This window comes from Kitasatospora sp. A2-31, from assembly GCF_022288725.1.
In the GTDB taxonomy this organism is placed as follows: domain Bacteria; phylum Actinomycetota; class Actinomycetes; order Streptomycetales; family Streptomycetaceae; genus Kitasatospora.
The window spans coordinates 955,883-980,066 of the sequence record NZ_JAKNTA010000001.1 but is presented as its reverse complement, the minus strand read 5'-3'; the positions used below and the strand labels follow the sequence as shown (position 1 = coordinate 980,066).

The window sequence follows — 24,184 nt, the reverse complement described above, 5'->3', positions numbered from 1 at the left end:
GCATGGCGTTCAACCTCCGGAACAGGCACTTCCTCAAGGAGCTCGATTTCACGGCCCAGGAGTTCCGCTTCCTGGTGGATCTCGCCGCCCAGCTCAAGGCGGCGAAGTACGCGGGCACCGAGCAGCCCCGGCTGCGGGGCAAGAACATCGCGCTGATCTTCGAGAAGACCTCCACCCGGACGCGCTGCGCCTTCGAGGTGGCCGCCCACGACCAGGGCGCCACCACCACCTACCTGGACCCGTCCGGTTCGCAGATCGGCCACAAGGAGTCGATCAAGGACACCGCCCGGGTGCTGGGCCGGATGTTCGACGGTATCGAGTACCGGGGCCACGGGCAGGAGATCGTCGAGGAGCTGGCCGCGTACGCCGGCGTCCCGGTCTGGAACGGCCTCACCGACGAGTGGCACCCGACCCAGATGCTCGCCGACGTGCTGACCGTCCGGGAGCACAGCGCCAAGCCGCTGACCGAGGTGGCCCTCGCCTACCTCGGTGACGCCCGCTCCAACATGGGCAACTCGCTGCTGGTCACCGGCGCGCTGCTCGGCATGGACATCCGGATCGTCGCGCCCCGGGCGCTCTGGCCCGCCGAGGAGGTGCTGAAGGCCGCGGAGGGGCTGGCCGAGACCAGCGGCGCCCGGATCACGCTCACCGAGGACGTCGACACGGGCGTGGCCGGCGCCGACTTCCTCTACACCGACGTCTGGGTCTCGATGGGCGAGCCCAAGGAGGTCTGGGCGGAGCGGATCGAGCTGCTCAAGCCCTACCAGGTGTCGATGGACACCGTCCGGGCCACCGGCAACCCGGACGTGAAGTTCCTGCACTGCCTTCCGGCCTTCCACGACCTCGGGACGGTGGTCGGCCGGCAGATGTACGAGGCGACCGGGATGACCGAGCTGGAGTGCACCGACGAGCTGTTCGAGTCGGCGCACTCCGTCGTGTTCGACCAGGCGGAGAACCGCCTGCACACCATCAAGGCGGTGCTGGTCGCGACCCTCGGAGCCTGACCCCGCCGGCCGCCCGGCCCGGTGCCACGGCATCCCGGGACCCCGAGCCTCCGGGGCTCCGGGCAGGCCCGGGGCTCCCGCGACCCCGAGCGGCTCCCGGGCCTCACGGCTGCAGCTTCACGCAGGCGGCCCGGTCGGCCGCGCCGTGCCGACCGGCCGGGGTGCCGGCGTGGAGGACCAGCGAGCGGGCCTCGCCGGGTCGCGGCTGCCAGGCCACCGCGGTGGCCGCCGTGCCGCCGCCCCGGGAGTCGGTGCGCAGCGTCAGCCGCAGTTCGTTGCGGTCGTTGGCGTAGGCCGGGTCGGTGGAGGGGCGCACCGGGTCCACCGCGTCCTGGTAGTGCGGACCGGAGGCGGTCGGGTCGGCTCCGCAGGGGCCGGTGTGCAGGTGGGCCGGGAACGCGTGGTCCGCGGCGACCCCGGCCACCGTGACGGTCAGTACCGTCCGTCCGGGGAACGAGCGGTCGACGACGACCCGGACGTGCGAGCCGTACGGGACGAGGTCCGGCGCGTGGCTGATCGCGGTCGGCGGAACGAAGGCCGTCGCCGGGTCGAAGTCGGCCTCCACGACGGAGACCGGCGAGTCCGGTGAGACCCGGCCCGAAGGGTCGGCCGAGCCCGAGGGGCCGGTCCCGGCGGCCCCACCGGCCCGGCCGGCGGCCGGCCCGCCACCCCGGAGGGCGCGGGACCTGCCGCTCCCGGAGGCGTGCGGCTCGGCGCGGTCCCGCAGGCCGGGTTCGTCCTCGCGGCGGCCGCGGCGCTGCTCCTGGCGCTGCGTGCCCCGGCCGGCCTTGCGGTGCTGGGCCTGGCGCTGTTCGGGGTGCTGCACAACGTGCTGGAGCTGCGCTACGTGGCCGGCCGGTTCGCCGCCGTGCTGGCCGGCCCGCTGCTGCGACTGCTGCTGGTGCTGGTGACCGGCATCGTCTTCTGCCGACTGGTGCCGCCCTCGCTGGTGCCGCGTCCGGCGGCCCAGGCGGCCGAGATCCTGCTGGCCTACGCGCTGCTCGCGGCCGCCTGCCGGTCGGGGCTGCGCGGGCGCCCGTTGGTGCTGGCCGGGAGCGGTGCCGTGCTGGCGGGAGCGGCGGCCGGGTCGCTGGCGTTCCCGGCGTACCACTTCGTGGTGCTGGCGCACCTGCACAACGTGGTGCCGCTGCTGTTCCTGTGGGAGTGGTCGCGCGGCCTGGCGCGGGGCAGGGGGCTGTTCCTGGCCCTGCAGTGCGGTTGGGTGCTGGTGGTGCCGGCGGTGCTGCTGTCCGGTGTCCTGGACGGCGCACTCGCGCCGGGGACGGGCTGGACCGCGCGGCTCGCGGTCGCGTACACGCCGCCGGCGTGGCTGACGGCGGGCGTGGGTCTGCGCTTCCTGGCGGTGTTCGCCTTCCTCCAGACCATGCACTACGTGGTCTGGGTCTGGTTCCTGCCGCGCCACGCGCCGGACGCGACCGGGGCGTTCGAACGGCGGGTACCGGCGCTGCGGGGCGGGCGGGCCTGGTTGCTGGGCGCGGCCGTGGGCGGGCTGCTCGCCGTGCTGTTCGCGGCCGACTACGGGCAGGGGCGGACGGTGTACGCGGCGCTGGCCAGTTACCACGCCTATCTGGAGTTCCCGGTCCTGCTGATGCTCGTCCTCGGCCTGGCGGAGCCCCGGGTCGCCGCACCCGCGCCCGCACCCGCGCCGGCACCCGCCCCGGCGTCGCCCGCCCGCGCGCTTTCGAGACCGCCGGCACCCCCTACATCCCCGACATCCCCGACGACGCCGGCACCCCGGACAGCCCCTGTACCCGTTCTCGCACCCACCGAGGAGTCCTTGTGACGACCGTCCCCCCGACCGCCGCCCTGCTCGCCGACGTCGCCCCCGGTCCGGGCGGCTCGGACGGCAGCCTGGTGGCCGTCCTGTTGCTGGCCGCGGCCGTGGTGGCCGGGGCGGTCTGGCTGATCCGGCTGGAGCGCAAGCGGCGCGACTCCGACCCCGGGAGCGGCCCGGACGCCCGCTGAGCACTTCGCGGACACCCGTTCACCGCGCCCCGGACCCGCCCCCGACGCGCGCCGGACCCGCCCCACGCGGTAGGACAGTTCCAGGGGCATGCCTGAGGTGGTGCCGGCGGCGCCATGCACTATGGTTTATCTCGACATCGAGATAACTGCCCCTTAGGATATATCTCGACATCAAGATACTTGCCGAGAGGCGCTCACCGGCGGTGCGGGCAAGGTAAGCCTAAGTAAGGCTGACCTTGCCATCGCGGCGGCCGGCTACCGCACGAAGCACCTAGAAGGAGTCAGTCGTGTCCGCGAACAGCTTCGACGCCCGCAGCTCGCTGCAGGTGGGCGACGAGTCGTACGAGATCTTCAAGCTCTCCGCCGTCGAGGGTTCCGAGCGGCTGCCGTACAGCCTCAAGGTGCTGCTGGAGAACCTGCTCCGCACGGAGGACGGCGCCAACATCACCGCCGACCACATCCGCGCCCTCGGCAACTGGGACGCCGATGCCCAGCCGAGCCAGGAGATCCAGTTCACCCCGGCCCGCGTGATCATGCAGGACTTCACCGGTGTGCCGTGCGTGGTCGACCTCGCCACCATGCGCGAGGCCGTCAAGGAGCTGGGCGGCGACCCGGCCAAGATCAACCCGCTGGCCCCGGCCGAGCTGGTCATCGACCACTCCGTCATCGCCGACAAGTTCGGCACCCCGGACGCCTTCGTCCAGAACGTCGAGATCGAGTACGGCCGCAACAAGGAGCGCTACCAGTTCCTGCGCTGGGGCCAGACCGCGTTCGACGAGTTCAAGGTCGTCCCGCCGGGCACCGGCATCGTCCACCAGGTGAACATCGAGCACCTGGCCCGCACGGTCATGGTCCGCGGCGGCCAGGCCTACCCGGACACCTGCGTCGGCACCGACTCGCACACCACCATGGTCAACGGCCTGGGCGTGCTCGGCTGGGGCGTCGGCGGCATCGAGGCCGAGGCCGCGATGCTCGGCCAGCCGGTCTCCATGCTGATCCCGCGCGTCGTCGGCTTCAAGCTGACCGGCCAGCTGCCGGCCGGCACCACCGCCACCGACCTGGTGCTCACCATCACCGAGATGCTGCGCAAGCACGGTGTCGTCGGCAAGTTCGTCGAGTTCTACGGCGACGGCATCGGCGCCATCCCGCTGGCGAACCGCGCCACCATCGGCAACATGTCGCCGGAGTTCGGCTCGACCTGTGCGATCTTCCCGATCGACGCCGAGACCATCAACTACCTGAAGCTCACCGGCCGCGACGCTCAGCAGCTCGCTCTGGTCGAGGCGTACGCCAAGGAGCAGGGCCTCTGGCACGACCCGTCGGTCGAGCCGGTCTACTCCGAGTACCTGGAGCTGGACGTCTCCACCGTCGTCCCGTCGATCTCCGGCCCGAAGCGCCCGCAGGACCGCGTGGTCCTGGCCGAGGCCGCGTCGAAGTTCGCCGAGGCGCTGCCGGCCTACTCGGCCGAGGCCTCCAAGCCGACCGCCGTCACCGCCCCCGACGGCTCGTCGTACACCATCGACAACGGCGCGGTCGTGATCGCCTCGATCACCTCCTGCACCAACACCTCCAACCCCTCCGTCATGCTGGGCGCCGCCCTGCTGGCGAAGAAGGCCGTGGAGAAGGGCCTGACGGTCAAGCCCTGGGTAAAGACCACCCTGGCGCCCGGCTCCAAGGTCGTCATGGACTACTACGAGAAGGCCGGCCTGCTCCCGTACATGGAGAAGCTGGGCTTCAACCTGGTCGGCTACGGCTGCGTCACCTGCATCGGCAACTCGGGCCCGCTGCCCGAGGAGGTCTCGGCCGCGGTCAACGAGTCGGACCTGGCCGTCGTCTCGGTGCTCTCCGGCAACCGCAACTTCGAGGGCCGGATCAACCCCGACGTCAAGATGAACTACCTGGCCTCGCCGCCGCTGGTGGTCGCCTACGCCCTCGCCGGCAACATGAACGTCGACATCACCAAGGACGCCCTGGGCCAGGACGCCGACGGCAACGACGTCTTCCTCGCCGACATCTGGCCGAGCGAGCAGGAGGTCGCCGACGTCGTCGCCGGCTCCATCGACCAGGACATGTTCGACAAGGGCTACCAGGACGTCTTCGCCGGCGACCACCGCTGGCAGTCGCTCCCGGTGCCGACCGGCAACACCTTCGAGTGGGACGCCGAGTCCACCTACGTCCGCAAGCCCCCGTACTTCGAGGGCATGGCCAAGACCCCGAGCCCGGTGACCGACATCGCCGGCGCCCGCGTCCTGGCCAAGCTGGGCGACTCGGTCACCACCGACCACATCTCCCCGGCCGGCAACATCAAGCCGGGCACCCCGGCGGCGCAGTACCTCACCGAGCACGGTGTGGAGAAGCGTGACTTCAACTCCTACGGCTCGCGCCGTGGCAACCACGAGGTCATGATCCGCGGCACCTTCGCCAACATCCGCCTGCGCAACCAGATCGCGCCGGGCACCGAGGGCGGCTACACCCGCGACTTCACCCAGGCCGACGGCCCGGTGTCGTTCATCTACGACGCCTCGCAGAACTACCAGGCCGCCGGCATCCCGCTGGTCGTCCTGGCCGGCAAGGAGTACGGCTCCGGCTCGTCCCGCGACTGGGCCGCCAAGGGCACCGCGCTGCTCGGCGTCAAGGCCGTCATCGCCGAGTCCTACGAGCGCATTCACCGCTCGAACCTGATCGGCATGGGCGTCCTGCCGCTGCAGTTCCCGGAGGGCGAGAACGCCGACTCCCTCGGCCTGACCGGCGAGGAGACCTTCTCCATCACCGGCGTGACCGAGCTCAACGAGGGCCGCACCCCCAAGACCGTCAAGGTCAAGGCCGGTGACAAGGAGTTCGACGCGGTCGTGCGCATCGACACCCCCGGTGAGGCGGACTACTACCGCAACGGCGGCATCCTGCAGTACGTGCTGCGCAGCCTGATCGGCTGAACCGAGCAGTAGCGCCGAGAGGCCGGACCGCGCACGCGGTCCGGCCTCTTGTGCGTTCCGGCGCAATGGACTAAACCTCATTGTCAGTCTGGTCCAGACCATTTGACGATGCCTCAGAGGACAGGTCCGGTATGCCCACACGCGCCTCCGCCATGCTCGCCGCCGCCACCGTCGCCGCGCTGCTGGCCACCACCACCGCCACCGCGACCGCCGCCGAGGCGCACCACGGCCCCAAGCTCAAGGGGCAGCGGGTCGGCTACTTCACCCAGTGGGGCGCCGACAGCTCCGCGAAGCGGGTCCAGGAGTCCGGCCAGGCCGGGAAGCTCACCGTCGTCAACTACGCCTTCGGCAACGTCTCCGCCGACGGCACCTGCTTCGAGACCGCCGAGGCCGGCCAGGGTGACGCCCACGACGACTACCAGCGGGCGTTCCCGGCCGCCGAGTCGGTGGACGGCCGGGCCGACTCCGCCGACCAGCCGCTGAAGGGCCACTTCAACCAGCTGCGCAAGCTCAAGGCGAAGAACCCGCAGCTCAGGACCGTGATCTCGTTGGGCGGTTGGAGCTGGTCGAAGTACTTCTCGGACGCCGCCGCCACCGAGGAGTCCCGGCGCAGGTTCGTCTCCTCCTGCATCGACCTGTACATCAGGGGCAACCTGCCCGTGCTCGCCGGATCCCCGGAGGGCGGCACCGGTGCGGCCGCCGGGGTCTTCGACGGCATCGACCTCGACTGGGAGTACCCGGGCGGCGGCGGTGACGCCGGCAACGTGGTCCGCCCCGAGGACGGGCGCAACTTCACGCTGCTGGTGCAGGAGTTCCGCCGCCAGCTGGACCGGCTCTCCGGTCGCAAGGGCCCGCACTACCTGCTCACCGCGGCCGTCGCCGCCAACGAGACCGTCGCCGCGCGGCTGGAGCTGCCCGAGCTGGCGCGCTCGATCGACTGGCTCAACCTGATGACCTACGACCTCCACGGCCCCTGGGAGGGCAAGGGCCCGGCCAACCACCACGCCAACCTCTACGCCGACCCGTCCGACCCGGAGCCGCGCCGGCGCAGCGCGGACGGGGCGGTCCAGTACTACACCCGGCACGGCCTGCCGGCCGCCAAGACCGTGCTCGGTGTGCCGTTCTACGCCCACGGGTGGACCGGTGTCCCGGCCGGCGACCGCGGGGGCCTGTACCAGCCGGCCACCGGCACCACCGCCGACCGCAGCTACAAGGAGGTCGGCGCGCTGCCCGGCGAGGTCCACGTCGACCGCGACCACGGTGCTTCCTGGAAGTACGACGGCAACGACTTCTACAGCTACGACACCGCCGAGGTGCTCACCCAGAAGGCCCGCTACACCCGGTGGAACGACCTGGGCGGGGTGATGGTCTGGTCGCTGGACGGCGACGACGCCCGGGGCAGCGCGATCGCCGCCCTCGACCGCGGCCTTCAGCGGGGCTGACCGCCGGCGCGGCCGGGCACCGACGCACCGACGCACCGGGGCCCGGCGCGCGGACAGCGCGCCGGGCCCCGGCGGTCTTCGGCCTCGGGCCGAGGCGGCTCAGAGCCGGTCGCAGGCCTGCGCGCGCAGCGCCCGGGCCAGGTCGTCCCGGCACTCCAGCACCAGCCGGCGCAGCGCGGGGGCCGCGTCCGGGTGGCCGTCCAGCCAGGCGTCGGCCTCGGCCAGGGTCTGCTCGTCGACCTGCGCCCGCGGGAAGAAGCCGCCGACGATCCGCATCGCGATCTCGATGGTCCGCTCGGACCAGATCCGCTCCAGCAGCTTGAAGTACGGCGCCGCGTACAGGGCGGTGAGGTCGCGGTGCGAGGGCAGCGCGAACCCGGCGATGTTCGCCTCGACCAGCGCGTTGGGCAGCTCGTCCGAGTCGACCACGGCCGACCAGGCGGCGGCCTTGGCCTCGGGGGTCGGTCGGGCGGCCAGGCACTGGGTGTACTGGCGGTTGCCGCTGGCGGTGTTGTCGGCCTTCAGCTCCTCGGCCAGCTCCTCGTCGGCGGCCTGGCCGGCCGCGGCCAGCGCCAGCCAGAGCGACCAGCGCAGCTCCTGGTCGACGTCCAGGCCGTCGATCCGGGCGGTGCCGGCGAGCAGGCCGCGGACCAGGCCGAGGTGCTCGGAGCCGTTGGCGGTCTGCGCCAGGAAGCGCGCCCAGGCGAGCTGGTGGTCGCTGCCGGGCGCGGCCGCGCGCAGCTCGCGCAGCGCGCCGTCGGCCAGCAGCCGGCCGCCCTCGCCGCGCCAGGCCGGGTCGGCGTAGAGGTCGACGGCGCCCTTGGCCTGGGTGTGCAGCGACTGCAGCACGCCGATGTTGGACTCCTGCCCGGCGAAGCGCAGCACCAGGGCGATGTAGTCGCGGGCCGGCATCAGGCCGTCCCGGGTGAGGTTCCAGACGGCGGACCAGGCGAGCGCCCGGGCCAGGTCGTCCCGGACGTCGCCGAGGCCGGCGCGCAGCGTCTCCATCGACTCGGCGTCGAAGCGGATCTTGCAGTAGGTCAGGTCGTCGTCGTTGAGTAGCACCAGGGCGGGGCGGGGGCGGCCGACCGCCTCGGCGACGACGGTGCGGGCGCCGGTGACGTCCAGCTCGATGCGGTCGGTGCGCACCAGCGCGCCGTCGGCGTCCCGGTCGTAGAGGCCGACGGCGATCCGGTGCGGGCGCAGGACACGCGGCGGCGTCGCAGGGTCGTCCGCAGTGCCGTTGCCGGCGTCCTGGAGGACGGCGAGCTCGGTGATCCGGCCCTCGGCGTCGACGGTGACCTGCGGGGTGAGCGCGTTGACGCCGGCGGTCTGCAGCCAGGCGGCGGCCCAGGCGGTGAGGTCGCGGCCGCTGGTCTCCTCCAGGATGTCCAGCAGGTCGGCGAGCTCGGTGTTGCCGAAGGCGTGCCGCTCGAAGTAGCGGCGGGCCCCCTCGAAGAAGGCCTCCGAACCGACGTACGCCACCAGCTGCTTGAGCACCGAGGCGCCCTTGGCGTAGGTGATGCCGTCGAAGTTGAGCTTGGCGTCCTCCAGGTCCCGGATGTCCGCGGTGATCGGGTGGGTGGTGGGGAACTGGTCCTGCCGGTAGGCCCAGGCCTTGCGCTGGTTGGCGAAGGTGATCCAGGCCGAGGAGAAGCGGGTGCGGGCGCCGACGAGCGCGTAGGAGCCCATGAAGTCGGCGAAGGACTCCTTCAGCCAGAGGTCGTCCCACCAGCGCATGGTGACCAGGTCGCCGAACCACATGTGGGCCATCTCGTGCAGCACGACGTTGGCGCGGCCCTCGTAGGCGGCGTCGGTGACCTTCGAGCGGAAGACGAACTCCTCGCGGAAGGTGACGCAGCCCGGGTTCTCCATCGCGCCGATGTTGTACTCGGGCACGAAGGCCTGGTCGTACTTGCCGAACGGGTAGGGGTAGTCGAACTGCTCGTGGAAGAAGTCGAGCCCGAGCTTGGTGGTGCCGAGGATCTCGTCGGCGTCGAAGTAGGGCGCGAGCGACTGGCGGCACATCGCGGAGAGCGGGATCTCCAGGGTGGTGCCGTCGGCGAGGGTGCGGCTGTAGTGGTCGCGCGCCACGTGGTAGGGGCCGGCGACGACCGCGGTGAGGTAGGTGGAGATCGGCTTGGTGGGCGCGAACCGCCAGGTCCGGGCGTCTGCCTCGGCGGTGACCTCCTCGTGCACCGCGTTGGACCAGACGTCCCAGGCGGCCGGCGCGGTGACGGTGAAGGAGAACGGCGCCTTCAGGTCGGGCTGCTCGAAGTCGGCGAAGACCCGGCGGGCGTCGGCCGGTTCGTAGTGGGTGTAGAGGTAGGTCTCGCCGTCCACCGGGTCGGTGAAGCGGTGCAGGCCCTCGCCGGTGCGGCTGTACGCGCAGTCGGCGTCCACCACGAGGACGTTCTCCGCGGCGAGGCCGTCGATGTGCACCCGGGCGCCGTCGAAGGCGGTGGCCGGGTCGAGCTCGCGGCCGTTCAGGGTGACCGAGCGGACGGCGGGCGCCAGCAGGTCGACGAAGGTGGCGGCGCCCGGCTCGCTGCAGCGGAAGGCGATGGTGGTGGTGGAGCGGAAGGTGGTGGCGGCCGGGTCGGGCGCCGAGGTCACGTCCAGCCGGACCCGGTAGCCGTCCACGGCCAGGATGCTGGCCCGCTGCTGGGCTTCGTCGCGGCTCAGGTTCTTGCCCGGCACGGCGGTACTCCTTTGTCCGGCTCGCACGGTGGTGCGGTCATCGCTGGTGCGGCCGGGACGCCGCACCGTGGTCGGGGGCGCCGCACGGTGGTCGGCGCGGCACGGTGGTGCTGCGGGCATCCTTTCACGCCGCCCGCGGCAGTACCATTGCACAACGTGCCGGCCCCGTCGCGGAATCAGCGGCGTCGCGCGGGTGTTGGGCCCGGGGGAGCCCCGCGCGGGGGCCCGATCCACCCTCCGACGACGGACGTAAGGACAGCCGTGACGACTGCCGCTGAGCGCAAGACCGCCGACTTCTGGTTCGACCCGGCCTGCCCGTGGGCCTGGATGACGTCCCGCTGGCTCATCGAGGTCCAGCGGCTTCGTCCGGTGGACGTGAACTGGCACGTGATGAGCCTGTCCGTGCTGAACGAGCACCGCGACCTGCCGCAGGAGTACCGCACGCTGCTGGACAACGCCTGGGGTGCGGTCCGGGTCTGCATCGCCGCCGCCCAGCAGCACGGCGACGAGGTGCTCGGCCGCCTCTACACCGAGCTGGGCACCCGCTTCCACAACCAGGGCCTGCCGCAGAACCGCGAGACCGTCGAGGCGGCGCTGGTCGCGGCGGGCCTGCCGGTCGAGCTGGCCGACGCGGCCGACACCGACGCCCACGACGAGGCGCTGCGCGCCTCGCACAAGGAGGGCATCACCCTGGTCGGCGAGGACGTGGGCACCCCGGTGATCGCGGTCGAGGGCGCGGACGGCGAGCGGGTCGCGTTCTTCGGCCCGGTGGTCACCCCGGCGCCGCGCGGCGAGGCCGCCGCCCGCCTCTGGGACGGTACCCTGCTGGTCGCCTCCACCCCGGGCTTCTACGAGATCAAGCGCACCCGCACCGCCGGCCCGTCCTTCGAGTGACACCCGGCGCATGCCGAGGGGCCCGGTACCGCCACTGCGGTACCGGGCCCCTTCGCGTCCGCGCTACCGGACGGCCGCGGCGTCCCTGCGCTGCTTGAGCAGGCCCGCCGTGATGAGCAGGGCGACCAGCACGCCGGCCGCGTACAGCTGCTCGCGGTTGCCCTCGGTGGTGGTCATCAGGGCGAGGATGCCGGCCACGGCGGCCATCGCGACCCAGGTCAGGTAGGGGTAGCCCCACATCCGGACGGTGAGCAGCTCGGGGGCCTCGCGCTCCAGGCGGCGGCGCATCCGCAGCTGCACGACGCAGATGAAGAACCAGACCACCAGGATCGCGACGCCGGTGGTGTTCATCAGCCAGGTGAAGACGGTGTCCGGCCAGAACTTCGAGGCCAGGACGGCGCCGAAGCCGAACAGGCAGGAGGCGAGGACGGCGGCCCGCGGCACGCCGCCGCTCACCTTGGCCAGCGCCTTGGGTCCCTGGCCGCGGGCGACCAGCGAGTACGCCATCCGGGAGGAGCCGTAGATATTGGCGTTCATCGCCGAGAGCAGGGCGACCAGGACCACGGCCTCCATGATGGTGCCGGCGCCGGGCACGCCCAGGTGCTGCAGGACGGTCACGTACGGGCCGTTCTCGACGACCGACGGGTCCTTCCAGGAGACCAGGGTGACCACCAGGGCCATCGAGCCGATGTAGAAGATCGCGATCCGCCAGACCGCGGTGCGCACTGCGTTGGCGACGTTGCGCTTGGGGTCGTCGGACTCGGCGGCGGCGATGGTGACGGTCTCCAGGCCGCCGTAGGCGAAGACCGAGGCGAGCAGGCCGACGATGAGTCCGCTGACGCCGTTGGGCAGGAAGCCGCCCTGGCCGGTGAGGTTGGCGGTGCCGGGGGAGCCGGTGCCGAGGACGCCGGCCACGCCGAGCGCGCCGAGGACGAGGAAGGCGACGATCGCGGCGACCTTGATCGCGGCGAACCAGAACTCGAACTCGCCGAAGTTCTTCACCGCGGTGAGGTTGCTGGCGCAGAAGAAGACCATGAAGAGGCCGACCCACACCCAGGCGGAGACGCCGGGGATCCAGCCGTTGACGATCCTGCCGGCGGCGGTGGCCTCGGCGGCGACACCGCAGCAGAGCATCACCCAGTACATCCAGCCGGCGGTGATCCCGGCCCAGGGGCCGATCTCCTTCTCGGCGTGGACCGAGAACGAGCCCGAGGCCGGCCGGGCCGCCGACATCTCGCCGAGCATCCGCATGATCAGCATGACCAGCAGGCCGGAGAGGGTGAAGGCCAGGATGATGGCCGGGCCGGCCGCCGCGATGCCCGCGCCGGAGCCGACGAAGAGGCCGGCGCCGATGACCCCGCCGAGCGCGATCATCGAGAGGTGGCGCTGCTTGAGACCGTGGGAGAGCTGCCGGCCGCCGACCTCGGTGCCGCCGGCGGCACCGGTGGCGGAGGTCGTCGTCCCGGGCGCCGGGGGCGCGGAGGTACGGGCCATGGGTGGGATCCAGACTGTTCGGATGGCGGTGCGAGTTGCCCAATATCCGGGGACGCGGGTGTCAACGCCAAGGTGGAGGGCGCCCGGATCACGATGCGGACCGGATCGTGACGGAGGTTGGCCGGAACCGTCACGTTAGGTGGCGATCACTGCGTCGGACCCCACAAGGACGGCCTCCGGGGCTTTGTCCGAATCCCTGACGGTCCCCGTGGCGATCACCGCGTAGGTTCACAGGTGTTCACTCACCTGATCCCCGGAGGAGGCCACCGATGGCCACTGCCAGCACCCCGATACCCAGCCGCGCCGTCCTGGCGGACCTGCTGCCCGCCGCCTCCAGCCGGTTCGGTGCGCAGGCCCGCGACCTCGCCCTGGTGGCCGGCGGCGCCGCCCTCACCGGCCTGGCCGCCCAGTTCTCGGTGACCGTCCCCGGCTCCCCGGTGCCGGTGACCGGCCAGACCTTCGCCGCCCTGCTGGTCGGCACCGCGCTCGGCACCCGCCGTGGCGTCGCCTCGCTCGGCCTCTACCTGCTGGCCGGCATGGCCGGCCTGCCCTGGTTCGCCGAGGGCACCTCCGGTTGGTCGATGCCCTCGCTCGGCTACGTGCTCGGGTTCGTCCTGGCGGCCGCCCTGACCGGCGCGCTGGCCCGCCGCGGCGCCGACCGGAGCCCGGTCCGCACCGCCGCCGCCATGGTGATCGGCAGCCTCGCGATCTACGCCGTCGGCGTCCCCTACCTCGCCTTCGCGCTGGACGTCCCGCTCGCCCGCGCCGCCGAGCTCGGCCTCTACCCCTACCTGGTCGGCGACGCCCTGAAGGCCGTCCTCGCGGCCGGCGCGCTGCCGCTGGCGTGGAAGCTCCTCGGCCGCCGCTGAGCACCGCGCTCACGGCAGGACCCGGGAGCGGGCAGCCGGGCGCCGACCGGCCCCGGCACGCGCCCTCGGCCCCCTGCGCACCCCCGGTGGGCGCGCATGCCACACTCGTGCCATGCGCGTCTACCTGGGCTCCGACCATGCCGGATACGAACTGAAGAACCACCTCGTGGAGTGGCTGAAGGAGGCCGGCCACGAGCCGGTCGACTGCGGGCCGCACATCTACGACGCCCTCGACGACTACCCGCCGTTCTGCCTGCGGGCCGCCGAGCGCACCGCGGCCGACCCGGAGGCGCTGGGCGTCGTCATCGGCGGCTCGGGCAACGGCGAGGCGATCGCCGCCAACAAGGTCAAGGGCGTGCGGGCGGCGCTGGCCTGGAGCGAGCAGACCGCCTCGCTCGGCCGCGAGCACAACAACGCCAACGTGATCTCCATCGGTGGCCGGATGCACACCCAGGAGGAGGCCACCAGGTTCGTCGAGGTCTTCCTCAACACCCCGTACAGCGGCGACGAGCGGCACACCCGCCGGATCGCCATGCTGAGCGAGTACGAGACCACCGGCGAGCTCCCGCCGATCCCGGCGCACCACCCGCAGCAGGGCTGACCGCCCCACCCGCACACCGGCCGGCCGCGCTCCCGCAGCGCGGCCGGCCGGCGCGTTCCGGGGGCGTGCGCGACCCTGTGGCATCGGCCACAGCGCCCCCGGAGCCGCCACGGCGCACGAACCACCCCGCGCGCGGGGGGCATGCGCCGCCCGTGTGGTTCGTACGCCCAGCCCCCGCACGCCTCCTGACGCCACGACCGCCGCCCTCCGCAATCGGCCGAAACCCGCTGACGCGCCCGCGCCACCCCGGAGCCGCCCGGGCCCGGGCCGTCGACGCCGGGCCGCAGCGGTGGATATGGTCGGTCCCCATGGCTGGCAGAGCGCCGGGCACACCGCCCCAGACGACTGCGACGAGGCCCGGCGCCGCCACGGTGCCCGACCCCGTGACGGCCCGGCTGGCCAAGGGGCTCCGCCGGGTCCGCCGAAAGCTGCGCACCGCCGGTGTCGACTACTTCCGCGGCGGCGCCGCCGACTGGCCGGTGCTGATCGTCCTGGCCCTCACCGTCCCGGTGCTGATCCTGCTCAACATCTGGATCCCCGCCTGGGCCCCGCCCACCTCCCTGGTGCTGCCGATCCTGGCCGCGGCGCTGCTGCTGCGCCCCGGGAGCCTGGTGGTGCTCTACGCACTGGCCGCGCTCGGCCTCTCCGCCGAGTCCGTGATCCACACCGGCGAACGGGTCGCCAGCGCCGACCCGGCCGCCTACACCTACGGGGTCACCCCCGGCGCCGCCCTGGTGGTCGGCGCGGCCGGGGTCGGCGGCCTGCTGCTGGCCCAGTTCCGCAGCCGGGTCGGCGTCCCCTGGTGGGGCGGCTCCACCATGCTCTTCGACCTGCGCGAGCGGCTGCGGGTGCAGAGCCGCGTCCCGGCCCTGCCGGACGGCTGGCACGCCGACATGGCGCTGCGCCCGGCGGGCGGGCAGTCCTTCTCCGGCGACTTCGTGGTCGCCGCCCGGACCGGCCCCGGCCGGCGGGTGCTGGAGGTGGTCCTCGCGGACGTCTCCGGCAAGGGCATGGACGCCGGCTCGCGCGCCCTGCTGCTCTCCGGCGCCTTCGGCGGCCTGCTCGGCTCGCTGCCCGCGCACGACTTCCTGCCCGCCGCCAACGGCTATCTGCTCCGGCAGGACTGGGAGGAGGGCTTCGCCACCGCCGTCCACCTGGTGCTGGACCTCGACACCGGCGAGTACGAGCTGCTCTCGGCCGGGCATCTGCCCGGGATGCAGCGGCTGGGCGGCGCCGGCCGCTGGGAGATGAAGGAGGCCGCGGACGGCCCGCTGCTCGGGATCTACGACGGGGCCAAGTTCGAGGGCGTGCGCGGGCGGCTGAACCGGGGCGACGTCCTGATGCTCTGCACGGACGGCATGGTCGAGGCGCCCGGCCGGGACCTGTCCGAGGGGATGGACCGGCTGATGGGCGAGGCCGACCGGCTGGTCCCCGGCGGGGGCCCCGGCGGCGGCAGCGGCGCGGCCTCCCGGCTGATCGAGACGGTCGCCCGCGACATCAACGACGACCGCGCCGTCCTCCTGCTCTGGCGCGATTGAGGGCGGGCCGGGTCCGCTCGCCCGGGCAATTGCCGGCGGCAGCTGCTGTCAAGCCTGGGAGCTGATCTTCGGCCAATTCCGCAGGCCCGTCACCGTTGTGGACCTGCCCGTTCCGCTCCCGCCCGCCAGGCGCTCCACGGCCGCTCAGCGGCGCCCCGTGGACGATCCGTCAGAACGTCTCGGCTATCGTCTCGGTCGGCGGAAACTCGTCCCGCACCGCAGGATATCGGGGCCCGGCTGTCGGTCAGACCTTTACGCAATCGGCACGGTCGACCACACTGAGTCTGGGCGGGACTGGTCAGGATTCGGGGGATAGGGGGCGTCACGTGCGGCAGGACGGACAGCGTGCGGCCGTACCGGCTCCCATTCCGGCCGCGACGGGTCGGACGAGCCGCAGTTCCGCCTCGGGACCGTCGGACAGGCCGGGGTCCGGCTTCGCAGGGGCTGCCAGGTGACGGCACCCCGCTATGAAACGAGGAAGTGAGTCCGGGTGGCACTCTCCGTCTCCGCACTGGTCCTGTTCGGCATCATCTGCTTCATCTTCATCCGCAACAAGCAGCTGAAGACCGGCCACTTCATCCTGGCCGCACTGTTCGGCTTCATGCTCAACCAGAGCACGGCCGCCAAGCCGATCCAGGACTTCCTGAGCCAGATCGCCAAGAGCATCTCCAGCATCGCCAGCTGACCTCGGGGCCCCGTCCGGGGCCCACCGGGGGAGCGAGGCCGGCCGCCCGGTTCACCGGCCGGCCCGTCCGGCCTGCCGCCAGCGCGCGAGGAGTCCCCGGGGCCGAGCCGCCGGGGCCGGGGGGCGGACCGGCGCAGGTGCCGCCGGGCCCGTCGGCACGGCCGGCGGCAGCGCCGTCTCCCGGGTCGTCAACAGGACGAAGAGCCGCGCCCAGCACAGCCGTTCGCCGCGCGGCCAGTCCAGCGCGCGCAGCGCCGCCGAGGCGCCCTCGGACACCTCGCCGTTGATCCGCACCTCGGCCACGTCGTCCCCGGCCTTGCCGCCGAGGAACAGCTTCACCCCGTTCGGCCGCCCGACGGCCAGCTCCGGCAGCAGCGCCGGCGCCAACGCCGGCAGCACCCGGTGCTCCGCCAGCCAGCCCGCCAGCCGCTCGTTCCCGAAGCCGAACACCGCCGCCGGCCCCTGCACGGCGTGCCAGTGCGGCAGTTGCGGATAGTCGGCGTGGTCGCCGTGCTCGCCCCGGCCCTCCGTCAGCTCCACCAGTGCCGAGGCGGTCGTGGTCGCCCACATCCGCACCGCGTTGGCGAGCTTCTCCTCCTCGGTCTTGCCGAGACCGGCCGCGCAGTCCCAGACCACCGGCGCGTCCGCGCGGCCCAACCGCAGGACGTAGCCCAGGTCGACATGGCCGGCGCCGTCGTCGCCGGGGTGCTCCCGGACGGCCACCGCGGTCGTTCCCGGACCGCGCACCACCTCGCCGTCGACCGTGAACTCCTGCCCGAATCGCGCCATTTCCCGGACCACGCAGCGCTGGATGACGGCCAGTCGGTCCTGGGGACGCACGGGTTCTCCTCCGTTAGGGCGCGCAGTGTCCTCGAACTGCGCTCGAACGCCGCCGAGGCTATCGGCCCGGGCCCCCGCCGGGAAACCGCGACGACCGGCGCACCCGGCCCTGACCGGTCCGGACGCCCCGGCGCGGCGCCGGCGCTCGCGCCCGCGCCGCTCCTCCCGCTCCTCCCGCGCCCGCTCGCGGCCGCCGCCCCGGGCGCTGCCCCCGGCGGTGGAACCGAACCGGCGCGTCGAGGCCCTTCCGGTCGCGGAAATGCCCCTTATGCCCCACTTTGGGTAGCGGTAACCATAGGCCACGCCTGGAGAACCGATGCCCCGCACCGACCTGACGCCGCTTCCGCCGCCGCTCATCGCCCCGGACGGCACCGGCCTGGTGGCCGAGATCGAGGCGTACCTCGCCTCCCTGCCCGCCCCGGCCCGGCCGACGGTCCCCTACGTCTGCCCGCTCGGCTCCGCCCTCCAGCCCTGGTACGCCGGCCATCCCCTCCCGCAGGCCACCCTGCTGGACCGGGTGCTGCGCCGCCCGGCGCGCCCCGTCCCGGTGAGCGCCGCCGAGCACCTGCGGCTCGCCTCCCGCTACATCGCCGCCGCCGGCTGGCTGCAGGGCGCCATGTGGGACGCGGCCGGCCGCGTCTGCCTGCTCGGCGCGCAGGCCGCCGTCCTCGCCCACGGGTACGGCACCGCGCCCACCGTCCGCACCGCCCGGGTCCAGCTGATGGAGGTGCTGCACGCCACCGGCCGCCCGGTGAGCTCCCCGGACGTCTACAACGACCGGCCGACCACCCGGCAGGCCGACGTCCACCAGCTGCTCGACCGGGCCGCCGCCCGTGCCGCGCGGCTCGGCCTCTGACCCCGGACGGCGGGTCGGGGACCGGAGGCCCTGACCGGCGGTCGGTGGCCGCGATCGGGAGCGGGTCGGGAAACGCGGCCGGGAAGCGGACCGGGAAACGCGGCCGGGAAACGCGAACGGCCCCGGCGAGACGGTTGTCTCTCCGGGGCCGGACGGTCGGAGCGGGCGACGAGAATCGAACTCGCGTGACTAGTTTGGAAGACTAGGGCTCTACCATTGAGCTACGCCCGCATGATCCCCCGGCCGTCGCCGGACGGAAGGTCGGGAACAGCGTACCTGGTCCGGTCGGCTGCGCGCACACCACATTCATTTCGGGGGCCTCGGATATGTCGGAGAACCCATAGGGCCCGGCGTGTACGCTTCCTCTCGGCACCACGGGGTGTGGCGCAGTTTGGTAGCGCGTCCGCTTTGGGAGCGGAAGGCCGTCGGTTCGAATCCGGTCACCCCGACAGTGCGGCAGGGTCTCGCCCTCGGCGGGGCCCTGTTTTGCGTCTCCGGCCACCCTTGGAGGACGCTCCTGCGCATGCCGACGGCGGCGTCCTGGCGTCGGCCTTTCGTGGTACCGGTAGGATGGGGCGCTGGCGGTAGTCCCTGTGGCGTCCACCCAGGTCAACCGCACGAGGGCGAGGAGTCACGCTCACCGTCCACCCCCACGGGAGATGCAGCTCCAACCGCCCATCGCCCGTCTCGCCCGATCCGATCCGCCAGGCCCCGGCCGGCGGCAGGGGAGGGCGGAGGCAACCTGACCGCAAGCCCATAGGAGACCCAACCGTGAAGAGCGCCGTCGAGACTCTGAACCCGACCCGGGTTCGACTCACCGTCGAGGTGCCCTTCGAGGAGCTCAAGCCCAGCCTCGACGCGGCGTACAAGAAGATCAACCAGCAGGTCACCGTTCCGGGCTTCCGCAAGGGCAAGATCCCGAACCGGGTCATCGACCAGCGCTTCGGTCGTGGCGCCGTGCTGGAGGAGGCCGTCAACGACGCCCTCCCGCGCTTCTACACGCAGGCAGTCGACGAGGGCAAGATCGAGGTCCTCGGCCAGCCCGACATCACCAACATCGAGGGCGTCGAGAAGATCGCCGACGGTGGCGACCTGAAGTTCACCGCCGAGGTGGACGTCCGTCCCGAGATCACCCTCCCGGACTTCTCGTCCATCGAGGTCACCGTCGACCCGATCGTGGTCACCGACGAGGACGTCGACAAGTCGCTGGAGCAGCTGCGCGAGCGCTTCTCCTCCGTCAAGGACGTCGAGCGCGCCGCGGCCGCCGGTGACATCGTGGTCGTCGACCTCGAGGCCAAGGTCGACGGCGAGGTGCCGGAGGACGGCACCGCCGCCGGCGTCAGCTACGAGATCGGCTCGGGCCGCCTGATCGACGGCATCGACGACGCCGTCATCGGCCTGGAGGCGGGTGGCACCGCCACCTTCACCACCGAGCTCAAGGGCGGCACCCAGGCGGGCAAGACCTCCGAGGTCACCGTCACCGTCACCGCCGTCCAGGAGAAGGAGCTGCCGGAGCTGGACGACGAGTTCGCCCAGCTCGCGAGCGAGTTCGACACCCTGGAGGACCTGAAGGCCGACTCCCGCAAGCGCCTCGAGCGCATGAAGGAGTACGACCAGGCCACCCAGGCCCAGGAGAAGGTCCTCGACGCGCTGCTCGGCCTGGTCGAGATCGAGTTCCCGGAGAAGCTCCTCAAGGACGAGATCGAGACCCGCAAGCACAACCTGGAGCACCACCAGCTGGAGCCGATGGGCCTCGACCTCGCGACCTACCTGGAGACCCAGGGCAAGTCGGAGGAGGAGTACCTGGCCGAGGTCGAGGAGCAGGCGAAGAAGGGCATCAAGACCCAGTTCGTCCTGGACCAGATCGTCGCCGACGAGGAGCTGGGTGTTAACCAGGAGGAGCTCACCGAGCACCTCATCCGCCGCGCCGCCGGCTCGGGCCTCACCCCGGACCAGTTCGCGCAGCAGGTCGTCCAGGGTGGCCAGGTGCCGCTGCTGGTCGGCGAGGTCGCCCGCGGCAAGGCGCTGGCCACCGTGGTCGAGGCCGCCAAGGTCGTCGACACCGAGGGCAACGAGATCAACTTCGACGACGACGAGACCGACGAGTCGGCCGAGACCGTCGAGGCCCCGGCCGCCGAGGCCGAGGAGACCACCGAGGCCTGATCGCCCCGGTCGCCCCGACGCAGCAGCGGGCCCGGACGCCGTACGGCGTCCGGGCCCGCCGCTTTCCCGGCGGGCGGGCTCCCGGCCGCTGCCCGGTCCCGCCCGGGGAGGGTGGTGAACCCTGCGCTCACAGCGAACAGTTCTGCGTGAGGGATTCTGCGGCCCGGCCTGCGCGTTAGGGTCCTTGGACAGCAACAATCACGACGTGATACCCGGAAGCTGTGCGACACCGTGACGGCCGTGGAGCGACCGTCCAAATCGACTGAGCAGGTGGCTAAGTGACGTTCCCGCAGATGCAGATGCCTGGCCCGATGGCGCCGCACGCCGCCTCTGGTGACGTGCTCGGCGGCCTGGGCGACCAGGTCTACAACCGGCTGCTCAACGAGCGGATCATCTTCCTCGGCCAGCAGGTCGACGACGACATCGCCAACAAGATCACCGCCCAGCTGCTGCTGCTGGCCGCGGACCCGGACAAGGACATCTTCCTCTACATCAACTCCCCGGGCGGCTCGATCTCGGCCGGCATGGCGATCTACGACACCATGCAGTACATCAAGAACGACGTCGTCACGATCGCGATGGGCATGGCGGCCTCGATGGGCCAGTTCCTGCTGACCGCCGGCGCCAAGGGCAAGCGCTTCTCGCTGCCGAACGCCAACATCCTGATGCACCAGCCGTCCGCCGGCCTCGGCGGCTCGGCCACCGACATCCGCATCCAGGCCGAGCAGCTGCTCCGCACCAAGAAGCGGATGTCCGAGCTGATCGCCTTCCACAGCGGCCAGTCCTTCGAGCAGATCACCGCGGACTCCGACCGCGACCGCTGGTTCACGCCGGAGGAGGCCCTCGAGTACGGCCTCATCGACGCGATCATGCACAGCGCCGCGGACGTCCCCGGCGGCGGCGGCACCGGCGCCTGATCCCGGCCCGGCCACGAGACCACAGCCACAACGCTCCGGAGGACCAGAAACCCCATGAACATCCCCAGCCTGTCCAGCGCCAAGGCACGCGTCGAGGACATGCGCGCCGAGGGCCGCTACATCGTCCCGCGCTTCGTCGAGCGCACCTCGCAGGGCATCCGCGAGTACGACCCGTACGCCAAGCTGTTCGAGGAGCGCATCATCTTCCTCGGCTCGCAGGTGGACGACGTCTCCGCGAACGACATCATGGCCCAGCTGCTCTGCCTGGAGTCCATGGACCCGGACCGCGAGATCCAGATGTACATCAACTCGCCGGGCGGCTCGTTCACGGCGCTGACGGCCATCTACGACACCATGCAGTATGTGAAGCCGGACATCACCACGGTCTGCATGGGCCAGGCGGCCTCCGCGGCGGCCGTGCTGCTCGCGGCCGGCACCCCGGGCAAGCGGATGGCACTGCCGAACGCCCGTATCCTGATCCACCAGCCGTACACCGAGACCGGCCGCGGTCAGGTGTCCGACCTGGAGATCCAGGCCAAGGAGATCTTCCGGATGCGCGAGCAGCTGGAGGAGATGCTCTCCAAGCACTCGAACAAGAGCGTCGAGCAGGTGCGCGACGACATCGAGCGCGACAAGATCCTCACGGCCGAGGAGGCCGTCGAGTACGGTCTCGTCGACCTGGTCATCTCCACCCGCAAGGCCTCGCTGACCTCCTGAGGTCGGCATCCCTGCGCCGCCCGGGCCCCGGGCGGCGCAGGGCCCGTGGGCGGGGCGCGCACGCCGTTGCGCGCCCCGTCGCCGGCACCCCGGCGGTACCGGCGACGGCATCTGTTCGGTATCAATTCGCCCAGGGCGTAGGGCAGACCTGGCGAAGAGGACGGAATCAGGGGCCCGGCAGAGTACCGTCGGATAGCGAGACCGATCGCCGTCGGCGTTGACGGTCCACAGCACCAGGCCCCGGAACCCCCGCGGGGCCCCTGGCGAAGGGGAAGCACCTCGTGGCACGCATCGGAGACGGTGGCGACCTGCTCAAGTGCTCGTTCTGCGGCAAGTCCCAGAAGCAGGTGAAGAAGCTGATCGCCGGCCCAGGCGTGTACATCTGCGACGAGTGCATCGACCTGTGCAACGAGATCATCGAGGAGGAGCTCGCCGAGACCTCCGAGGTGCGCTTCGAGGAGCTGCCGAAGCCGCGCGAGATCTACGAGTTCCTGGACCAGTACGTGGTCGGCCAGGACCTCGCCAAGAAGGCGCTGTCGGTGGCCGTCTACAACCACTACAAGCGCGTGCAGGCCGGCGAGGCGGGCCGCAGCGGCGGCAACGGCCGTGAGGACGCCATCGAGCTGGCGAAGTCCAACATCCTGCTGCTGGGCCCCACCGGCTCCGGCAAGACGCTGCTGGCGCAGACGCTGGCCCGGATGCTGAACGTGCCGTTCGCGATCGCCGACGCCACCGCGCTGACCGAGGCCGGCTACGTCGGCGAGGACGTCGAGAACATCCTGCTGAAGCTGATCCAGGCGGCGGACTACGACGTCAAGAAGGCCGAGACCGGGATCATCTACATCGACGAGATCGACAAGGTGGCCCGCAAGAGCGAGAACCCGTCGATCACCCGGGACGTCTCCGGCGAGGGCGTGCAGCAGGCGCTGCTGAAGATCCTGGAGGGCACCACCGCCTCGGTGCCGCCGCAGGGCGGGCGCAAGCACCCGCACCAGGAGTTCATCCAGATCGACACCACCAACGTGCTCTTCATCGTGGGCGGCGCCTTCGCCGGCCTGGAGCGGATCATCGAGGGCCGCGCGGGCGCCAAGGGCATCGGCTTCGGCGCCAACATCCGCTCCAAGCGCGAGCTGGACGCCAGCGACCACTTCCGCCAGGTGATGCCGGAGGACCTGGTCAAGTTCGGCATGATCCCCGAGTTCATCGGCCGCCTCCCGGTGATCACCAGCGTGCACAACCTCGACCGCGAGGCGCTGCTGCAGATCCTCACCGAGCCGAAGAACGCGCTGGTCAAGCAGTACCGGAAGCTCTTCGAACTGGACGGCGTGGAGCTGGAGTTCACCCGGGACGCGCTGGAGGCGATCGCCGACCAGGCGATCCTGCGGGGCACCGGCGCGCGCGGTCTGCGGGCCATCATGGAGGAGGTGCTGATGTCCGTGATGTACGAGGTGCCCTCGCGCCAGGACGTCGCCCGCGTGGTGGTCACCGGGGACGTCGTCTCCAAGCACGCCATCCCGACCCTCGTCCCGCGGGACATGATCAAGCGGGAGCGGCGCGAGAAGAGCGCCTGACCCTCCGGACGCGGAGAGGGCCCCTGGTGACCGGTCGGTCACCAGGGGCCCTTCGTCGTTCGCTTCGTCGTCCGGGCGGTGCCGCAGCCGCTCCGGCACCCGGGACCGCTCCGGCCCGGCGGGCCGCTTCGGCCCGACGACCTACTTCGGGACCTCGGCGACCGCGCGCAGGTCGCGGGCCTCGGTGGCGAGCTTCTCCAGGTCCGGCGCCTTGCCGTCCTCCGGGGCCCGCATCAGCATGACCAGGCTGCTGTTGTCGGCCCAGGCGCAGACGCCCAGGTCGGTGCCGGACTGGGTGGCCTTGGCGCACTCCATGGTGCCGCCCTTGGGGCCGGCGTCCACCGCGTGCCGGTCGCTGACCGTCGGGCCGCCCTGCTCGAAGCCCTTGAACATGGCGTCCATCTCCTGCTTGGGCAGCAGGACCTTGCCGTAGCCGCCGACCACGATGAGCTGCGGCGTGTCGTCGCTGTCCTGGTAGACCGCGCTCACCCCGGTCGGGTTCCAGGCGCCGTCGCCCTTGCCGAACTCGGAGGTGATCTCCTTCTCCATCTCCCGGGAGATCTCGTTGTCGTCGTCCTTGCGGAGGTCCTTGAAGGTCGCCGGCAGGACGATCTTCTGGGTGCCGGCGTTGGAGGTCACATCGAGGACGAAGTACGCGACGGCGCCGCCGATCAGCGCCAGCACGACGGCGAAGACGCCGAGCAGCACCCAGAGCGTCTTGCGGGACTTGCGCTGCGGCACCGGGGCGTACGCGCCGTACCCGGGGTAGCCGGCCGGGGCGCCCGGCGGCGGGGCCTGCGGCGGCACCGCGCCGTAGCCGGGCTGCTGGGGCGGGACCGGCGGGGCGCCGTAGGGCTGGCCGGCGGGCGGCGGCGGGGCGCCGTAGGGGTTCTGCTCGGTCACGCTGGCCCTTTCTGGGACGGACGGGGCACGCGCTGCCCGGGGCCGGGCAGCGCGGTCGTGCACTGCGCCGG

General features: G+C 72.1%; 20 protein-coding genes and 2 tRNA genes. 16 read left to right on the top strand and 6 right to left on the bottom strand.

Going from position 1 to position 24,184, the window contains the following annotated elements; translation table 11 throughout:
* Positions 1-2: 2 nt before the first annotated feature.
* A complete protein-coding gene (argF, locus tag MCM47_RS04575) occupies positions 3-1,004 on the top strand; it encodes an ornithine carbamoyltransferase (protein ID WP_238741241.1) in 1,002 nt (333 codons plus the stop codon).
* Between the two features lie 103 nt (positions 1,005-1,107).
* Here argF and MCM47_RS04570 read toward each other — a convergent pair whose 3' ends face one another.
* Complete coding sequence (locus MCM47_RS04570) at positions 1,108-1,569, bottom strand: superoxide dismutase family protein (RefSeq protein WP_238741239.1); 462 nt, start codon at positions 1,567-1,569, stop codon at positions 1,108-1,110.
* Between the two features lie 138 nt (positions 1,570-1,707).
* Here MCM47_RS04570 and MCM47_RS04565 point away from each other — a divergent pair, with 138 nt between their 5' ends.
* The 4 genes from MCM47_RS04565 to MCM47_RS04550 all read left to right on the top strand — a co-directional run bounded on the left by MCM47_RS04565 (position 1,708) and on the right by MCM47_RS04550 (position 7,365).
* Entirely contained in the window at positions 1,708-2,808 is a 1,101-nt protein-coding gene (locus MCM47_RS04565; protein WP_238741237.1) for a hypothetical protein, read from the top strand.
* On the top strand, positions 2,805-2,990 hold the full coding sequence (locus MCM47_RS04560; RefSeq protein WP_238741235.1) for a hypothetical protein: 186 nt from the start codon (positions 2,805-2,807) through the stop codon (positions 2,988-2,990). The genes MCM47_RS04565 and MCM47_RS04560 overlap by 4 nt, the downstream gene beginning before the upstream one ends.
* A 287-nt stretch (positions 2,991-3,277) precedes the next feature.
* Positions 3,278-5,923, top strand: a complete 2,646-nt coding sequence (acnA, locus tag MCM47_RS04555) for an aconitate hydratase AcnA (protein WP_238741234.1) — start codon at positions 3,278-3,280, stop codon at positions 5,921-5,923.
* A 131-nt stretch (positions 5,924-6,054) separates the two neighbouring features.
* Complete coding sequence (locus MCM47_RS04550) at positions 6,055-7,365, top strand: glycoside hydrolase family 18 protein (protein WP_238741232.1); 1,311 nt, start codon at positions 6,055-6,057, stop codon at positions 7,363-7,365.
* A 99-nt stretch (positions 7,366-7,464) separates the two neighbouring features.
* Here the strand turns inward: MCM47_RS04550 and pepN are convergent, their stop codons facing one another.
* Positions 7,465-10,065, bottom strand: coding sequence for an aminopeptidase N (pepN, locus tag MCM47_RS04545; protein ID WP_238741230.1), 2,601 nt, complete (start codon positions 10,063-10,065; stop codon positions 7,465-7,467).
* A gap of 261 nt (positions 10,066-10,326) precedes the next feature.
* Here pepN and MCM47_RS04540 point away from each other — a divergent pair, with 261 nt between their 5' ends.
* Positions 10,327-10,959, top strand: coding sequence for a DsbA family protein (locus MCM47_RS04540; protein WP_374209064.1), 633 nt, complete (start codon positions 10,327-10,329; stop codon positions 10,957-10,959).
* Positions 10,960-11,022: 63 nt separating this feature from the next.
* Here the strand turns inward: MCM47_RS04540 and MCM47_RS04535 are convergent, their stop codons facing one another.
* A complete protein-coding gene (locus tag MCM47_RS04535; RefSeq protein ID WP_374209063.1) occupies positions 11,023-12,453 on the bottom strand; it encodes an amino acid permease in 1,431 nt (476 codons plus the stop codon).
* A 269-nt stretch (positions 12,454-12,722) separates the two neighbouring features.
* Here MCM47_RS04535 and MCM47_RS04530 point away from each other — a divergent pair, with 269 nt between their 5' ends.
* The 4 genes from MCM47_RS04530 (at position 12,723) to MCM47_RS04515 (ending at position 16,146) form a co-directional block, all read left to right on the top strand.
* The gene (locus tag MCM47_RS04530; protein WP_238741228.1) at positions 12,723-13,322 is read left to right on the top strand and encodes a biotin transporter BioY; all 600 of its coding nucleotides are present in this window, start codon (positions 12,723-12,725) and stop codon (positions 13,320-13,322) included.
* Between the two features lie 112 nt (positions 13,323-13,434).
* On the top strand, positions 13,435-13,923 hold the full coding sequence (locus MCM47_RS04525) for a ribose-5-phosphate isomerase (RefSeq protein ID WP_238741226.1): 489 nt from the start codon (positions 13,435-13,437) through the stop codon (positions 13,921-13,923).
* A 308-nt stretch (positions 13,924-14,231) separates the two neighbouring features.
* Positions 14,232-15,461: a PP2C family protein-serine/threonine phosphatase gene (locus MCM47_RS04520; protein WP_238741224.1), complete on the top strand. Its 1,230-nt coding sequence runs from the start codon at positions 14,232-14,234 to the stop codon at positions 15,459-15,461.
* 490 nt (positions 15,462-15,951) lie between these two features.
* Positions 15,952-16,146 (top strand): hypothetical protein, encoded by a 195-nt coding sequence (locus tag MCM47_RS04515; RefSeq protein ID WP_238741223.1) that lies wholly within the window; start codon positions 15,952-15,954, stop codon positions 16,144-16,146.
* Between the two features lie 51 nt (positions 16,147-16,197).
* Here the strand turns inward: MCM47_RS04515 and MCM47_RS04510 are convergent, their stop codons facing one another.
* Positions 16,198-16,986: a DUF6348 family protein gene (locus MCM47_RS04510; protein WP_238741215.1), complete on the bottom strand. Its 789-nt coding sequence runs from the start codon at positions 16,984-16,986 to the stop codon at positions 16,198-16,200.
* Between the two features lie 316 nt (positions 16,987-17,302).
* Here MCM47_RS04510 and MCM47_RS04505 point away from each other — a divergent pair, with 316 nt between their 5' ends.
* On the top strand, positions 17,303-17,842 hold the full coding sequence (locus MCM47_RS04505) for a hypothetical protein (RefSeq protein WP_238741213.1): 540 nt from the start codon (positions 17,303-17,305) through the stop codon (positions 17,840-17,842).
* 160 nt (positions 17,843-18,002) lie between these two features.
* Here MCM47_RS04505 and MCM47_RS04500 read toward each other — a convergent pair.
* Positions 18,003-18,073: transfer RNA gene (locus MCM47_RS04500), tRNA-Gly, on the bottom strand.
* Between the two features lie 144 nt (positions 18,074-18,217).
* Between MCM47_RS04500 and MCM47_RS04495 the strand changes: the two genes are divergently transcribed.
* From MCM47_RS04495 to clpX, 5 genes are all read left to right on the top strand, one after another.
* Positions 18,218-18,291: transfer RNA gene (locus MCM47_RS04495), tRNA-Pro, on the top strand.
* A 322-nt stretch (positions 18,292-18,613) separates the two neighbouring features.
* Entirely contained in the window at positions 18,614-20,005 is a 1,392-nt protein-coding gene (gene tig, locus MCM47_RS04490) for a trigger factor (protein WP_238741211.1), read from the top strand.
* A gap of 299 nt (positions 20,006-20,304) precedes the next feature.
* Positions 20,305-20,922, top strand: coding sequence for an ATP-dependent Clp protease proteolytic subunit (locus MCM47_RS04485; protein ID WP_305067940.1), 618 nt, complete (start codon positions 20,305-20,307; stop codon positions 20,920-20,922).
* A gap of 54 nt (positions 20,923-20,976) precedes the next feature.
* On the top strand, positions 20,977-21,639 hold the full coding sequence (locus MCM47_RS04480) for an ATP-dependent Clp protease proteolytic subunit (RefSeq protein ID WP_148645159.1): 663 nt from the start codon (positions 20,977-20,979) through the stop codon (positions 21,637-21,639).
* Positions 21,640-21,920: 281 nt separating this feature from the next.
* Positions 21,921-23,210, top strand: a complete 1,290-nt coding sequence (gene clpX, locus MCM47_RS04475; protein WP_238741210.1) for an ATP-dependent Clp protease ATP-binding subunit ClpX — start codon at positions 21,921-21,923, stop codon at positions 23,208-23,210.
* Between the two features lie 141 nt (positions 23,211-23,351).
* Here the strand turns inward: clpX and MCM47_RS04470 are convergent, their stop codons facing one another.
* Positions 23,352-24,113, bottom strand: coding sequence for a hypothetical protein (locus MCM47_RS04470; protein ID WP_238741208.1), 762 nt, complete (start codon positions 24,111-24,113; stop codon positions 23,352-23,354).
* Positions 24,114-24,184 lie beyond the last annotated feature (71 nt).